14 protein-coding genes and 1 tRNA gene are annotated in these 15122 nt (G+C 33.7%); 5 read left to right on the forward strand and 10 right to left on the reverse strand.

Annotated elements, in window-relative coordinates; all coding sequences use genetic code 11:
- Nucleotides 1-85 precede the first annotated feature (85 nt).
- From AAC024_RS01840 to AAC024_RS01855, 4 genes are all read right to left on the reverse strand, one after another.
- Nucleotides 86-1678, reverse strand: coding sequence for a M56 family metallopeptidase (locus tag AAC024_RS01840; RefSeq protein ID WP_339893472.1), 1593 nt, complete (start codon nt 1676-1678; stop codon nt 86-88).
- An 87-nt stretch (nt 1679-1765) separates the two neighbouring features.
- Nucleotides 1766-2137 (reverse strand): BlaI/MecI/CopY family transcriptional regulator, encoded by a 372-nt coding sequence (locus AAC024_RS01845; RefSeq protein WP_339893473.1) that lies wholly within the window; start codon nt 2135-2137, stop codon nt 1766-1768.
- A gap of 77 nt (nt 2138-2214) precedes the next feature.
- Nucleotides 2215-3075, reverse strand: coding sequence for a DMT family transporter (locus tag AAC024_RS01850; RefSeq protein WP_339893474.1), 861 nt, complete (start codon nt 3073-3075; stop codon nt 2215-2217).
- A gap of 275 nt (nt 3076-3350) precedes the next feature.
- Nucleotides 3351-4739: a dipeptidase gene (locus tag AAC024_RS01855; protein WP_339893475.1), complete on the reverse strand. Its 1389-nt coding sequence runs from the start codon at nt 4737-4739 to the stop codon at nt 3351-3353.
- 175 nt (nt 4740-4914) lie between these two features.
- Between AAC024_RS01855 and AAC024_RS01860 the strand changes: the two genes are divergently transcribed.
- The 3 genes from AAC024_RS01860 to AAC024_RS01870 all read left to right on the forward strand — a co-directional run bounded on the left by AAC024_RS01860 (nt 4915) and on the right by AAC024_RS01870 (nt 7204).
- A tRNA-Leu gene (locus AAC024_RS01860) sits at nt 4915-4996 on the forward strand.
- A gap of 586 nt (nt 4997-5582) precedes the next feature.
- On the forward strand, nt 5583-6428 hold the full coding sequence (locus tag AAC024_RS01865) for a fumarylacetoacetate hydrolase family protein (RefSeq protein ID WP_339893476.1): 846 nt from the start codon (nt 5583-5585) through the stop codon (nt 6426-6428).
- Entirely contained in the window at nt 6428-7204 is a 777-nt protein-coding gene (locus AAC024_RS01870) for a glucose 1-dehydrogenase (protein WP_339893477.1), read from the forward strand. The genes AAC024_RS01865 and AAC024_RS01870 overlap by 1 nt, the downstream gene beginning before the upstream one ends.
- 62 nt (nt 7205-7266) lie before the next feature.
- On the opposite strand, the gene AAC024_RS01875 is transcribed toward AAC024_RS01870, so the two are convergent.
- From AAC024_RS01875 to AAC024_RS01900, 6 genes are all read right to left on the reverse strand, one after another.
- Entirely contained in the window at nt 7267-8019 is a 753-nt protein-coding gene (locus AAC024_RS01875; RefSeq protein WP_339893478.1) for an SDR family oxidoreductase, read from the reverse strand.
- Between the two features lie 2 nt (nt 8020-8021).
- Nucleotides 8022-9008 (reverse strand): SMP-30/gluconolactonase/LRE family protein, encoded by a 987-nt coding sequence (locus AAC024_RS01880; RefSeq protein WP_339893479.1) that lies wholly within the window; start codon nt 9006-9008, stop codon nt 8022-8024.
- Complete coding sequence (locus AAC024_RS01885; protein ID WP_339893480.1) at nt 8906-9913, reverse strand: DUF4432 family protein; 1008 nt, start codon at nt 9911-9913, stop codon at nt 8906-8908. Before AAC024_RS01885 ends, AAC024_RS01880 begins: the two co-directional genes overlap by 103 nt.
- The gene (locus AAC024_RS01890) at nt 9910-10974 is read right to left on the reverse strand and encodes a mannonate dehydratase (protein ID WP_339893481.1); all 1065 of its coding nucleotides are present in this window, start codon (nt 10972-10974) and stop codon (nt 9910-9912) included. Before AAC024_RS01890 ends, AAC024_RS01885 begins: the two co-directional genes overlap by 4 nt.
- 61 nt (nt 10975-11035) lie before the next feature.
- On the reverse strand, nt 11036-11794 hold the full coding sequence (locus tag AAC024_RS01895) for a GntR family transcriptional regulator (RefSeq protein WP_339893482.1): 759 nt from the start codon (nt 11792-11794) through the stop codon (nt 11036-11038).
- A 64-nt stretch (nt 11795-11858) separates the two neighbouring features.
- Nucleotides 11859-13214, reverse strand: a complete 1356-nt coding sequence (locus tag AAC024_RS01900; protein ID WP_339893483.1) for a vanadium-dependent haloperoxidase — start codon at nt 13212-13214, stop codon at nt 11859-11861.
- A gap of 561 nt (nt 13215-13775) precedes the next feature.
- On the opposite strand from AAC024_RS01900, the gene AAC024_RS01905 reads away from it, so the two are divergent.
- A complete protein-coding gene (locus tag AAC024_RS01905; RefSeq protein ID WP_339893484.1) occupies nt 13776-14219 on the forward strand; it encodes a DUF5004 domain-containing protein in 444 nt (147 codons plus the stop codon).
- Between the two features lie 5 nt (nt 14220-14224).
- The gene (locus AAC024_RS01910) at nt 14225-15091 is read left to right on the forward strand and encodes a DUF4961 domain-containing protein (RefSeq protein ID WP_339893485.1); all 867 of its coding nucleotides are present in this window, start codon (nt 14225-14227) and stop codon (nt 15089-15091) included.
- The last annotated feature ends 31 nt before the right edge of the window (nt 15092-15122 follow it).

The raw sequence follows: 15122 nt of genomic DNA on the forward strand, positions 1-15122 counted from the left end.
CTAAATGGTGTAGTTTGTTACATGTTTTAACAAAAAAAAGACCTATAAGGTTTTAGTTTATAGGTCTTCTCTACTTTAAAACGTCTTAATGTGAGCTAGTTATTGGTTCTGTTTGAATTTTTACAACATTTACGCCATTGTTCGTATTTGAAGAGATATTCAGGCTTTTATTGTTTTTTAACAACTCAATAGCTTTATCTGATGATACTTTTTTGCCATTGTAATAAAATGTAGCGCCTTTTTTAGCCATATCAATAACATGGTCTAACGGTGGTTTTGGAGCTGGAGGTGGCGGAGGTGGTACAGTATTTATTTTTTCATTTTCTGCAATTTGATGGTAGGCATTATAAAAATTCATAACGTCTTTGTATTGTTCATTTAATGCTTTTAATGTTCCTTTTTTGTTAGAGTAATAATTTTGTACAGCATTTCCATAATTATCGCCTTCAGTTTTAAATTCTTTCCATGCTTTTTGTAATTCTTTAGATTGATTATTCAAATTGTCAACCAATTGATACATTACTGGAGGTGGAGGAGGCGGAATATCTGAGGTTTCACCTTTTTTTACTTTCGGAGGAGCAGGAGGTGGAGGCGGGCAATTTGGAAAAGGTTGAGATTTAGCCTTTTGTTCGTCGCTCATTAAGCTGTATAAGTACTCCAAACGTTTCACATCCTTTAGTTTAATGATGCGCCTGTCTTCTGGTTGTGTATTATATTTTTTTGCTTGCGTGTTGTATTCCTCAACTTGTTTTGGGGTCGCTTTTTCTTGAATGATAATTTCGTTTGGAAAATCATCAGATTCTATATATTGCTTGCTGCTAAAACTATAAATTAAAATAGCTAACAATGGTAAAATAATGAGACTGCGAAACCAAATAATTGTTTTTGATGTTTTTGTTTTCATGACTGTAAATCGTTTTTTGATTAATGAATAATTTATGGCATTAGCCAATGGATTAGTTTTGGCATCCCGATAGCTATCGGGAGATGAGAATGCTAATAATAATTGTTGATAATGTTTTGTATTTGCGCCTTTGTTTATAACAGCTTGGTCTGCTAAAAATTCGTGATTAAGCTTAATATCTTTCTTAATGAAATAAAGCAACGGATTGAACCAAAAAGCGATTTGAAGCACTTCAATAAATAATATATCTATAGCATGTTTTTGTTTTGCATGAACTTGTTCATGCAATAAAACTTCTGGAGGTATAAGGTTGTGTTCAAACTTGTTTTTATTGAGAAATATGTAGTTGAAAAAGGTGTGAGGGTGTATTAAATCTTTCAGTAAAACATTTATATAGTTTTGGTTTTTATACTTAGGGTTTGCTTTTATTTTTTGAAATATTTGGTAAAGATTTTTGAAAAACCTAAACGAAAACAATACGACTCCTAATACATAAATACTCCAAAATACAGTGGGTGCGTAATCTAAAAATGATTTGCTCTCAAGAGTATTTGTGTTTTCTGCATTGTCAATACCTGTAGTGATAGTTAAATTTAAAGATTCTGTTTCAACATATTCTGTAAATACAATAAAAGGGATGCTGATGGATATTAGGATAACAGTTATTAAATAGAAGCGTTTAAAAGTATGTGCGCTTGTTTGTTCTAAACACAGTTTATAAAACAGGATAAAAACAGCTAAACAAGCACTAGATTTTAGCAGTATTAAAAGCATAATTATTTAATTCGTGAATATTTATTTTTTATAAAGGTCTCATTGAACCTTGTGATTTTAAAGCTAGAATAATTTCAATAAATTGGATTACTGCGGTTTGTTTTTAATTTCACTATCAATTAGAGTCTTTAAATCTTCCAACTCTGCTTTGGTCAGATTGGTTTCTTTTGTGAAAAATGATGCAAATTGTGAAGCGCTATCATTGAAAAAGTTTTTGATTAACCCATTAACATGTTTAGAAAAATAGTCTTTCTTTTTTACTAACGGATAGTACTCTCTGGATTTGCCAAAGAGCTTGTAATCTATAAAACCTTTGTCGGTCATACGCTTTAATAGTGTTGCCACGGTAGTGTTTGCTGGTTTAGGTTCTGGATAAACGTCGAGTAAATCTTTCATAAAAGCTTTTTCGAGCTTCCAGACGTGATTCATTAATTCTTCTTCAGTTTTTGATAATTGCATTGTTCTACAAAATTAGAATGTTCTCTACAAATGTAGAACAAATATTTGTATTCTACAAATGTAGAGTTGAAAAAGGTTTATTTATTTCTAGACCGAATACTTTCAATAACTACGGTTGCAATGATTAAAGATCCACCAAAAAAGGTGTTTAATGTTGGGATTTCATTTAAGAAAAGGAAGGCTATGATTATTCCAAAAATAGGTTGAGCACTTCCAATAATACTTGCCGTACTTACCGAGAAATGTTTTAAGCTGTTAATGAATAAAGAATGCCCGATAGCAGTGGTTACTAACCCTAATATTATTAAGTATGGAATTTGTGCTTGGATGTTGCTAATGTCCATTTTAAACATAACTGGTAGTAAAAAGATACTAACTATTAAAACTTGCTGCATCATGAGCACCGTGCCATTATATTTGTGTACATGCCGCTTTAAAATAAGGTTTCTTAATGCATAACACAGAGCGGAAAAAACCCCGATAAGGATCCCTTTTATGTAAGTGTTTTCAAAATTAAGATCTGGTACAAGAATATAAATTCCTAGCAATACCATTAAAGCTAAAAGGATATGTATCCGATTTAATTTAGTTTTTGTAAACAGTGGTTCTAATAATGCTGTAATTACTGGAAATGTAAATAGTGAGAGCATACCGATTGCTACGTTTGATAGTTTTAAGGCGTAAAAATAAGTAACCCAATGTGTGCCTAATAATAAGGCGCTTAAAAGAATGGTTGGGAAGTCTTTACTGGATTTAATCTTGATACTCAACTTTTTGTAGCGACAAAAAATGAAAAGAAATAAAGCACCTAATGCGCTTCTGCCCCAAATAATTACGGGAGCTGGTAAGTCTATAAATTTTCCTAAAGCACCAGAAGTACTAATTAGTATAGTGGCAAATGTGAGTAATAAAAGTTGATTGCTGTGTTGGTTTTTCATTGTGTGTTGCTAACTTGTGTTAGCGATTGTAATGGCATCCTTTTTTTGTGCTTACTAGATTTTAGTTTGAAACGTAATTAAAATGAAATCCGTTTGTTTAATAAGCTACTGAAACTAGTTTAGCACAAGAAAAGATATAATGAAAAGCGCGACCCTTGTGGTAACACCCAAATTACACTAATTAAAGTTATTAATATATTATATGGTTTGGTGTAATGCCGATATAGTATGAAAACGATTCTAATTTATTGATTGTATTGAATACATAATCGGTATTATTTTGATAATTCTGTAAAATATTTATAAAACAACGGAATGGTTTCAATGCCTTTTAGGTAGTTCCATACGCCAAAATGTTCGTTTGGTGAATGAATGGCATCGCTATTTAAACCAAAGCCCATTAAAATGGTTTTACTCTTTAATTCTTGCTCAAAAAGGGCTACAATAGGGATACTGCCACCACTGCGCTGAGGTATAGGGGATTTGCCAAATGTGTCTTGATAGGCATTACTTGCAGCTTTATAACCGATGCTGTTTATTGGGGTGACGTAGCCTTGACCTCCGTGATGCGGTGTTACTTTTACGCTAACGCCTTTTGGTGCAATGTTCTCAAAATGCGTTTTGAATAGTTGGGTTATTTCTTCCCAATCTTGATGCGGTACTAAGCGCATGGATATTTTGGCGTAGGCTTTACTTGCGATAACGGTTTTAGCACCTTCGCCAGTGTATCCGCCCCATATACCATTAACATCTAGAGTGGGTCTGATGGAGTTTCTTTCATTGGTGGTGTAACTTTCTTCTCCATAAACAGCGTCAATGTCTAAAGCCTTTTTGTAATTTTCTAAACTAAAAGGGGCTTTTGCCATGTCGGAGCGCTCATCTTTTGAGAGGTCTTCCACTTTGTCATAAAATCCAGGAATGGTAATATGATTGTTTTCGTCATGAAGCGATGCAATCATTTTGGTTAGTACATTAATTGGATTGGCTACGGCTCCGCCATATAAACCTGAATGTAAATCTCGATTGGGACCAGTAACTTCTACTTCAACATAACTTAACCCTCTGAGTCCTGTTGTTATTGATGGGACATCGTTAGCTATCATGCCAGTATCTGAAATTAAAATGACATCATTTTTTAATTTCTCTTGATTATTTTTTACAAATGTGGCGAGGTTTGCACTCCCTACTTCCTCTTCACCTTCAATCATAAACTTGACATTACAAGGTAATTGGTTTGTTGAAGTCATAAACTCCATAGCTTTTACGTGCATATACATTTGACCCTTGTCATCAGAGGCACCACGAGCAAAAATAGCCCCGTCTGGATGTTTTTCTGTTTTTTTGATAACAGGCTCAAATGGGGGCGAGTGCCATAAATCTAGTGGGTCTGGTGGCTGCACATCATAATGTCCGTAAACTAAAACAGTAGGTAGATTTTTATCAATTGTTTTTTCGCCGTATACTATCGGGTAGCCATCGGTTTCACAAATTTCAACGGTGTCGCAACCTGCTTTTTCTAGACTAATTTTAATAGCATCTGCTGTTTTTAAAACATCATTTTTGTATGCTGAATCGGCACTTATGGATGGGATTTTTAAGAGTTCTATTAATTCGTTTAAAAATCTGTCTTTGTGTTCTGAAATATACGATTTGATGTGGTTCATAGTAGTTTTTATTAGGATGTATTCAAAAGTATAAAAAAGATTGTTTTTTGATACTATAAAGTTTGCAATTTAAAAATGTTGTTTATATTTGCAGTCCTTTAGCGGGCGTGGTGGAATTGGTAGACACGCTAGACTTAGGATTTAACCTAATTTATAGTGTTAAATTATTAAAAATGCAGGCGTGGTGGAATTGGTAGACACGTTAGACTTAGGATCTAATGCAGCAATGTGTGGGAGTTCGAGTCTCCCCGCCTGTACAAAAGCCGAAGATGAATCTTCGGCTTTTTTTCGTTTCTAAAGGGTGTGTTTTTTTTACTCAGGTACAACATAGGTACAACATTTTACTATTTTGATGAATTAGATTTAGAATAATTAGTTTTAAATATATTTGACATCAAAAACTATTATTTTGTTCAACTATTAATATTTCTTGGTTTATAAGTGATTTAAATAACTAATTGAAGGTTTTATCTCATAACCCGAAGGCCACCGGTTCGTGTCCAGTTCCCGTTACTAAACCAGACTCAAGTACATTTTGTGTTTGGGTCTTTTCTTTTTTTATTTTGAATTTATTCCTATTTCATTTAAAAAGTCAATAGCATTTTAAATGCTTATCTGCTGGTAGTCATATTCAATAAAATGTCTTTTATGAAATATTAATTATATTTGTATGAATGTGTGAACATATTGAAAAACACATGAATTTTAACTTTAGACAATATTTTGATTCACGATTTCTGGTTTGTTATGGGCAGTCAAACATGCAATACACCATTAAGGACAGCCAAAGCGAAATTTTGAATCAACATTATCTTTAATAAAAAAATAAATATATAGACACACATGAAATTAATAAGATTTGGAGCAAAAGATTCAGAAAAACCAGGAGTAGAACTTAATGGAAAACGATTAGATTGTTCAGCTCATTTTAATGATTGGAATCGAGATTTTTTCAATAATGGCGGACTAGATAAACTAAAAGCATTTTTAGAAAGTGATAGAAACTCATTACCAGAAGTAGATAATTCTATTCGTTTGGGGAGCCCAATTGCTAGACCTGGAATGATTATGTGTATTGGTTTAAATTATTCCGATCATGCAGAAGAATCAGGGATGGAATTACCTAAAGAACCCGTGCTATTTATGAAAGCAACTAATACCTTATCTGGTCCTAATGATGATATAGTAATTCCGCCTAGCAGCATAAAAACCGACTGGGAAGTTGAATTAGGAATTATAGTCAATCATGATTCTTATCAATTAAAAAATGAAGCCGAAGGAAATGAGCACATTGCTGGCTACACATTAGTACATGATGTGTCCGAACGCGAATTTCAATTAGAAAAAGAAGGGCAATGGGTTAAGGGAAAGTCCTGTCCAGGGTTTAGTCCAGTTGGGCCATATTTGGTTTTAAAAGAAGATATTGCCGACGTTTTAAATTTAAGCATGGAATTAAGTGTTAACGGACAAAAAATGCAACAAGGAAATACCAAGTTTATGGTATTTAAACCAGCCTATGTTGTCTATTATTTATCCCAATTTATGCAACTAGAAGCAGGAGATTTAATCTCTACTGGTACACCTCCTGGAGTCGGTTTAGGAATGAATCCTCAGGTATACTTAAAACGAGGAGATGAGGTTGTTTTAACCATTGAAGGACTTGGCTCTCAACATCAAAAGTTTATATAATGATAGATTTAACAAATAAAGTCGCTATAGTTACTGGTGGCGGAAAAGGTATTGGCGAAAGTGTTTGCAAGGTACTTGCAAAACAAGGAGCTATTGTTCATATTTTAGATATTGACAAAGAAAACGGCAAAAGCACTGCGAATACTATTAAAAACTCTAATGGTATAGCTTTTTTTCATTATTGTGATTTAACACAACATGAAGCTGTTGGTGAACTTTTTCAGCAGATTAATGAACAATCAGGAAGTCTAGATATTTTAGTTAATAATGCAGGAATTGCACATATTGGAAATGTTGAAACAACAACTCCCGAAGATATGGAAAGATTGTTTAATGTGAATGTAAAAACAGTATATAGCTGTTTGCATTTTGGCATTCCACACATGAGAAAATCAGATGGTGGCGCGATTGTTAATGTAGCATCGGTAGCATCAGTGGTTGGATTAGCTGACCGTTTTTCTTACACCATGAGTAAAGGAGCAATCTATTCTATGACCTTGGCGGTTGCCAAGGATTATGTGAATGAAAACATTAGATGTAACTCTGTGGGACCTGGGCGCATTCACACCTCATTTGTAGATAACTATTTAAAGAATAACTATCCAGAAAGGGAAGTTGAAATGTTTGACACCTTGTCTAAAACACAACCTATTGGAAGAATGGGAAAACCTATTGAAATAGCAAATTTGATTGCTTATCTATGTTCTGATGAAGCAGCATTTACAACAGGTAGTTATTACCCAATTGATGGTGGATTTACAACGTTGAATACATAAACTAAACCAAAAAGCATAGTCAGTTAATTGATATGATTATTTATACCAAGTATAGTAATTTTTTAATTTCCTGCAATATGAATACCCAAGCCGCCATCAACTCGAAAGGCTTGTCCGGTAATTGACCCAGCATTATCACTACTTAAAAACCCAACTAAGGCAGCAACTTCGCTTGGCGGGCAAATACGTTTGCTTAAATGCATGTCCACACATTCTTGATACAATTTATCAGGGTCATCACTTGCTTTCAAAGTCTCTAGCAACATTGGTGTTTCTACCGTCCCTGGACAAACCGCAACACATCTTATTTTTGGGGCATAATCAACTGCAATACTTCGGGTTAATCCTAACATGGCTGTTTTTGAGGTGGTGTATGGTGCTACTTTCTTCTGACTAATAAATGCCTGAACACTAGATACATTCACAACCACACCTTTACCTTTTTTCTGCATAGACGGGATAGTATATTTAGAACATAAAAATGCACTTTTTAAATTGACATTCATTACTAAATCCCATTCTTCTTCGGTGGTTTCAGTAATCGTTGAATAACGTTGAATCCCAGCATTATTTATTAAAATATCGATTTCTCCTAAAGTTGCTATGGCATTCTGGATAGACGATTTAACCATAGTTTCTTTGGAAACATCGCAATCATATATATGTAATCTACCTTCAATATTCTCTAAATTATTTAAGGCAGTTTCATCAATATCTAAAGCAATGACGTGATCACCACTGTTTAGAAAATATTCTACACAAGCTTTACCTATGCCTTTGGCTGCTCCTGTTACTATTACATTTTTATTTGCCATAATTATCCTTTATATCTTGGTTCAACTTGCCCTATGGTATCCGTTTCAATAGCAAAACATCGTCCTGCTAATGGATTTTCTTGTTTTTCTTCTTCAGTTAGATTGAGGTTGGAGGTAGTGATTAATAACGTTTTCATGGCATTACCTCCAAAACAACAACTGGTGGTGTAAAGTGCTGGAACAGCAATATCTTTCACCCATGTTCCTGAAGCATTAAAATGGCTAATTTTACTCCCCAACCACATGGCAACCCAAAATCCTCCATTTATATCCATGGTCATGCCATCTGGATACTCTTCTTTTGACCATTCAATATGGTTACGGCGATTAGAAATCCCTCCCTTTTTAATATCATAATCATAGGCATACATCACATTTCTAAACGTATCAATCATGTAATAGGTTTTCTTATCTGGACTCCACCCCATACCATTGGTGATGAAGATGTTTTCTTCTAAACATTCCCAACTCTTATCAGCATCCAATCGGTATAATTTTCCAGTGTCAGTACCACCATCATATTCCATAGTTCCAGCAAAGAAACGTCCGGCAGGATCAATCGCACCATCATTCATCCGTCTTTCCTTCACCTCTAATTCAGGGGAGTTCTCTATTATTTTCAGCTCATTGGTTTGCTCGTCAAAAAAGCCAAAACCATCTCGTACTCCGGCAACCACTTTCCCATTGTCACATAATCCCATGACGCCAAGCTCTTGACCCATGTTAAATTCTTTGGAAGCTCCAGTTTTCCAATCAACTTTGTAGTAAGAGCCTTTTAAAAGGTCGACACAATAAAATGTTTGTGTGATGGGACACCAAACAGGGCCTTCTCCATGTTGTGGTTTGATATCAAAAATTGGTTTTGCAGTCCGTTCAGATATCATATTTAATGCGAACAATTTGTTGTTAATGTTGTTTTTATCACTTGACGAGGTTGTAGCTTTATCCACTCTTCTTCCATAAGTTTCATATCTGGGTTTGGTACCCATTTAGACGACCAAGGCTCTAAAGCAGTGGCATATGTCTTGCCCCACCAAGGAGCATCTTGTGTGGCATAGCGTTCTTGCCAATACCACAATGATTTAAAAATAGCTTTGTCCCAATTAATGGAGAATGACATGACATCGGTCTTAACCGAATAATAAGCTTCTTCCTTAAAATTACTCAAATATGCTAAGTCACTAAACTTTTTGTCTGATGCTTTTAGAATTTTTTGGGCATCTATTTTTTTGTCATTTATTCCTTTAACTATTGGCCAATCTTGAATTTCATTGGGCATAAACACCCTGTTTTCTGGCATGACATCTTCTGCTAAAAATTGAGTTGCACTGGTTTCTATGGTTGCTCCTTCTTTTAAAAATGGTAAGCCAAAAGCAATATGATGTCCCCACATTAAATGTAGATGAGTGTCTGATTCGTTGGTAAGTGTTTCATCAATATATAATTTTGGACTTCCTTTTTTTAAGGTTAACGTTTTCTCAATCAAGATGGGGAATCGTAAAGGGCGTGCCCATAATTTCACACTAACTTCATCTTCAGATTGATTAATTATTTTATAATCCCACGGAATTAAAGATACTTCTCCATGTTGACCTAATTTTACACCTCGATAATTAATGGGGGCACTATTGGGAAGTATTTCTTGCCATCCGCCATAATAGTAATCTTCAAATTGGGAAGATGTATCTCGCATTTGAGAGAATATTTGATTAGGATTGATAATGTCTTTATCTATTCTCAGCATGACATCAACACCCACAGGTTTATAAATAAACTGAAAAATATCACTCCCTCGACCAGCCAATATTCCGATTTTGAGAAATTCATTCTCCATAAAAACAACCTTCATGTCATTATGGGTGTGCGTATCATTTATGGTGCATTGTTGATTCATAAAGCATCTATTAAGCCTTTCATGTAACCCAATGCATAAGCCATACTTGCATGCCATGGTGCATCGCAACTCATTGCTGGACTATGATCTGGAATTAAAATACCTTGGTAATCATTTTTCTTTAAAATCTTAATGGCTTCTACCATGTTTAAATCACCTTCATCTACAAAAACCTCACGATAGTTAGGTACTTTTCCTTTTACATTTCTAAAATGAATGTACCCTATGTTGCCTTCGGAACTATGCTTATCAAGAGATTTTAACACATCACTTCCTGGCATTTCTTGTAACGTTCCCATGCAAAATTCAAATCCATTATTCGGACTTTTATTTATGGCGAGTAATTTTTCGTATTCTTCAATACTGTAAAACAATCGTGCCGATTTACGCAATTCTGGCATTGGTGGGTCATCTGGATGCGCCACCATTCTTACGCCATGCTCTTCGGCAACTGGCATAATTTCATCTAAAAACCAAGTGATGCGTTCCCACATTTCGACTCTAGAAATTATTGGTAAATTTCCTTCTGGTGCATTAGTATCATAAGTCATATTCCAAACCATGCCATTTTTTATTGGGGTATCCAGATTCACTTCATTTGCATTAAACCCCACTGTCATAGGTTTTCCACGTCCAAAAGCTTTACTGCTCCACCCCCAAACACCCGCAATACTAAAGTAATAACCTATCATAGGAATACCCGCTTTTCCAATATTCGCAACCATGTATTTTAGGTCGTTCATTTGTTGAGCACGTTTTGGGCCATCTAATAAAATATCGAACCAATGTGACGGATCAAAATTCTCGATGGCTTCCCAAGTAAGTCCATGAGATTCTACTTCTTTTTTCAATCGAAATAGGTCATCATATTCCCAAAGTTTTTCTTGATTTTTTGTCTCTCCCCATCCATTTAAATAATTTTGAGAAAGTGACGGGTTTACCCCTCCTTTTATATAATCGACGAGTTGAATAACAAGATGTGTGGCACCTGCTTGACGCGCAAATTCGAAGTTGTTTTTAGTTAACAAGCTTTTATATAATCCCAGTCCTAATTTGGTCATTTCTATTAGCCGTCTTTTAAATTATAATGTAAATTTAGAAGGTAATTCATTTAATAAAGAACTATCGTTTAATATCTATACTATAGGTAAACTGATCAGCCCTATAAAAGCCAATATTGTATTCAATAGGTCTATTACCGGGGTCATAAACCACACGTTTTCTTTGAAGAATTGCAGAATTTAAATCAATTCCTAACTTTTCTGACAGAAACTTATCTGCCAAAATTGCTTTTATTTGCTCGCTTGAAAGTGTAGGAATAGCGTGATAATCATTTTCCAATATATCATACAGGTGACGTTTAAAATCTTCATTACCTGTGATACCAATTCTTGGATGAAAATAACTAACAAAATAAACAAAAGGACCTTTATCTAGCCCTCTCAGTCTCTCTAATTTATAAACCTCTTGCCCTTCATTAATTTCAAGATGTTCAGATATTTCTTTATCAGCCTTACTTTTATAAACTTTTATTTCGTAGTTCCTAAAGTCAATTCCTTGAGCATGCATTTCTTGACTAAAACTCACCCAATTTGAAAGTTTTGTTTCAACCTGTTTTTTCGCAACTTTAGTACCCACTCCCTTCTTTCGTATTAATAATTTTTCTTGAACTAGCCTATTGGTTGCCTGTCTTATCGTATTACGAGAAATACCTAATCTTTTAGAAAACTCTACTTCTTTTGGAAGAAACTTTCCGTTTTGATATTCAGGGTCATTAATCATATCTCTAAGTATTTTCTCAACTTGTACATGTAAAGGTATTGGGCTATCTTGGTCAACACTAGGAAAGTTATGATTACTTATGTTCTTTTGTTCATACATATTCCAAAGTTACAAAATTATTAGTATAATAATAAATTAACACTTTTAATAAAAATGTAAAAGCTTATTTTTTTATATCAATTCTTTTAATAACATAATGGCCCAAATGCATTCCTTGTGATAAACCCTTATCAATCGCAGATTTATAATGTATGCCTCCATAAAGTCTGCTAATTGCAGCCTCTTCTGCTGCCTCTTTGAAAGAAGAAAAAGACCTGATAGGTAATTTGTAAGGAACTTCTGTGTCGTCGTCAAAAGAAAACTTATCGCCAAATATTGATGTTAATATAGCCGACGCAGTTCCTGATACTACAGAATGACCACTTGTATACTCAGGAAACGGAGGGGTTTGCAAAATAGGTTTCCAATTCTCATCAATATGATTATTAATTAGAGTTTCTGGTCTAATGAGATTACTGCGATATTTTTCATCCCAACAACTTATGAATGCATCGAAAATTCCAATCGCTGTTTTAGTCATAACATAAACCGTGTTTTCAAAATTATATTCACTCTGTTTACAAGCAATTTTTGCTATTCCCATCCAATGTGCGCCTGGTGTAATTTTTTTTGTTGCAAACATTAAATGCCCTCGTGTTACAGAAACGTATGGATTACAATCCCAAAACTTAGCAATTTCTTTTTCTTCAGAATGCTCTCCTTTTTTTAGAATACCATTGCTTATAGTATAAACCTCTAATAATTCATTATAAAAATCACTTTTTTTGTCCAAAGAAAATTTTGGATGTGCCATAGGTTTAAATTGCGATGCAGAATCTAAAGCAAGTGTCTTTATTTTATTCCAATGAGGTTCTATTCCTTCCATATATGATGGTGGTGTAGGTTGCCATCTAGAGGAATCGTTAACCTTTATTGAATATTTAGGCATCGTACGAGTTTCCCTATAGTTGTCATTATATAACCACCGCTTTATATGCTCAGCTACTTTTAGCCCGTAAGTTTTCGATTTGTTAAACTGAGACTTATTTAAAGCTTTCCATGTCGTATATAAACTGTCACGGTAAATAGTGATTTTGTCCTTTGAAAAAATAAGTGTTTTACTAATTTCTATGTATGCCACCAGTGCTGCTACCTTTGCATTTACTTCTTTTGGGATTTTAGGGATAGGTTTTAAGGTTTTAATTTTTTTACTTAATGAGATAAATGAATCATTTTTTTGAGTAAGAATTTCATATGCCCCGATATTTGGATAAACATAAACCCTGCTAGCAACTGGTGGAGAAAAAATATCATGCACCATAATTTCCGTTAACTTATCCATAGTGCCAAAATATTCATCAGCACCAACCTCAATATCTATCTTATTTATTTTATTACATGATATAATTAATAACCCTGCACAGATAAGTAGAATTCTAATTTTCTTTATAAAACTATTTTTTTTTGTTATGTATGCCATCCTAAAACAAATTAATAAATAATAAAAACACGTTCAATTTTTTTGTAAATATTGCTCAATTTTTTAATTCAAAAGTTTTTGTCAGGTTTCAAAAGTAACTAAATTACTATCTATTATTCCTTTTCTGTTTTAAAAGAATATTCAATGTCGACAGGTTAAATTGCTTTTTCAATAATTATAGTATAAGTTCTAATCGAAAAGAATTCCTTTTCGCTCTGTGTCGAGGTTTTCATTGAAATTGTCATTCCTATGGAAAGAGGAATCTAAATACAGAGTTTTGGCTTCTAACCTTTTTAGTCCAAAGCTTGTACTAAACATGATTGGGTATAAAACCTGCGAAATACATCAATGTCCCGATAGCTATCGGGATTACCTCGAGGATAGTTGGTTTTAAGAAATTCTTTATAAGTTTCTTGTTTAATTTAAAATTCTTCGACAAACACACTTTTTTTTTGTGAGATTCGTATTTTATAATTACATTTGTGAATGTATGAACATATGAACATATTGTTTTTATGTAAGTTATATTCACTAAACAAACTTTTTATTAAAATTAATCCTATGAAACACGCAAGATTAATCATGTTCTTTTTGATTATTTCTTTTTTCTCTTGTGAGGAGGATCCCCAACTAAATCCGGAAACATTTACTGAATTTGTGGTTGATATTAGTGGTGAATGGAAAATTAGCCAAGTAACACAAAACGGAACTGACATTACAAGTCTTTTAGATTTTCAATCTTTCTCATTACAATTTAATTACGAAAATGGACAACCTTCGTCTTATATTATATCAGACTTGACGTTGCCATTTATTCTAAGTCAAGCAAATGGTAATTGGTCTTTTGATGATGAGACCTACCCAACAAAGATTAACTTTTCTGAAGGAAGCAGTATAGGTATTGAGGGGGCTGTGCTTTCAAACGGAAAAGAACTAAAAATAAAAGCCCCTTTGGGATGTGATTCAAATACATATATATATTCATTACATAAAACTAAAACTTAATTAACATGAAAAAAATTACTTTTAAACTAACAAAGCAAAGAGTTGCAAAAGTATTTCTATTGTTTTCATTTTTGTTATTGACAATGTGTGTAACAATCAATAGTATTAATGAACCACCAAATATTACGGCAGGATCAACTATTGATGTTACAATAAACACTACAATTCTCGGAGAAGTTGATGATGCGGGACAATGGCTATATGTTGCCTTTTTAGCACCTGCAGCATGGGATCTTGAAAATAACGGTAACTTAACTGGTACCTATGAATTTACAAGTGATGTTACTATGGTTCAAAGCATGGGTACTCTTGCGCTTCCTCCAATGGATGATCCTGGTCCTCAAAACCCTCCAACTGCTGGTCAAACTTGGGAAGAATCTTGTAATGCGGCATTTGGGTTTGCAAGTAATACCCCAGGGGATGTAAAATGGGTGGTTTTAAGATCTGAAGGCGCTAAAATACCTGTTGCTAATACTGAGGAACTTGCTGGGAGTATTACACTTACTATAAATGTTGGAGCAGCTGCAGTGACAACTGAATTGGGATATGGGGTTTTAATCGGTAATTATGATTTTGAAAATTCAGATCGTTGGGATCTTGAATTTACAGGAGTTAAAGGAATTACATTAAGTACTGAAGAGGTAGCTTCTATTGATGCGCATTTTCATCCTAATCCTTTTAATAATACTTTAAGTATAGATTCGCAAACGGCACTTAAAAAAGTTGAATTTTATTCGATTACAGGACAAAAAATAAAAGAAATTAGTTCTAATTTTAAAACAATCTCAACAGATGATCTTTCTAATGGATTTTATATAGTTAAAGTATTGTCTGACAAAGGTTCTATTACTAAAAAACTTATTAAAAAATAATATTAATCATAACACATCTTTGGTATTCCTT

Source organism: uncultured Algibacter sp. (assembly GCF_963976535.1).
GTDB lineage: Bacteria > Bacteroidota > Bacteroidia > Flavobacteriales > Flavobacteriaceae > Algibacter_B.